Source organism: Oleiphilus sp. HI0125, assembly GCF_001635355.1.
The window spans coordinates 1-832 of sequence record NZ_LWGF01001371.1 but is presented as its reverse complement, the minus strand read 5'-3'; the positions used below and the strand labels follow the sequence as shown (position 1 = coordinate 832).

The following is an 832-nucleotide window of genomic DNA, read 5'->3' as shown; positions in this document are numbered from 1 at the left end:
AGTGACGATGGGTAAGCCTATCGTCATGGGACGCAAGACTTTCGAGTCTATTGGAAAGCCGCTTCCCGGAAGAGTCAACATCGTGGTGACACGCAATACAGATTGGTCTGCTGAGGGTGTGAAGGTCGTGCATTCCTTAGAGGAAGCCTTTCAATTGGCTGAATCGATTGCAGAGATTGATGGTCAGAATGAGCTTATGATTATTGGCGGTGACCAAATTTATAAAGCGTCTTTAGATTTGGTTGATAGGATGTATTTGACTGAAGTACATCGGCATGTGGAAGGGGATGCCTATTTTCCTGAATTTGATCGCTCACAATGGTCGGAGTTAGGTCGGGAAGATTATAAAGCAGAAGAGCCTAATCCTTATGACTACAGTTTTGTTGTGTATGATCGTAAGCCAGCTTAAGCCTTAATATTTGCTTCAATAAAAAGCCCGAGCATCTCTCAGATACTCGGGCTTTTTGCTCTTTGTTATGCTGTTAGTCGAGCATATCTAAGTTACGTACACCGCCTTTGTCCGCACTAGTGGCTAGTAAAGCATATGCTTTAAGTGCTGGTGTCACTTTACGTGGACGATCTTCTAATGGCTTCCACGCATCTTTTCCTTTTGCGTCCATTGCATCGCGGCGAGCTTGTAACTCAGCATCGCTAAGTTTCACGTTGATGCTACGTTCAGGAATGTTGATTTCAATGATGTCGCCCTCTTTAATCAGGCCTATAGCACCACCTGCTGCAGCTTCTGGTGAGCAGTGACCGATAGATAGGCCAGAGGTGCCGCCTGAGAATCGACCGTCGGTTAATAGCGCACATGCTTTACCAAGGCCTTTCG

At 45.9% G+C, this 832-nt stretch carries 2 protein-coding genes; one reads left to right on the top strand and one right to left on the bottom strand.

Features of this window, described 5'->3' with window-relative positions:
- Positions 1-409: dihydrofolate reductase (locus A3762_RS23505; protein WP_156493702.1), on the top strand; the 409-nt coding region annotated here is incomplete at its 5' end.
- Positions 410-482: 73 nt separating this feature from the next.
- Here the strand turns inward: A3762_RS23505 and A3762_RS23500 are convergent.
- Positions 483-832 (bottom strand): dihydroxy-acid dehydratase (locus A3762_RS23500; protein ID WP_197469537.1); only part of this gene is annotated, 350 nt, incomplete at its 5' end.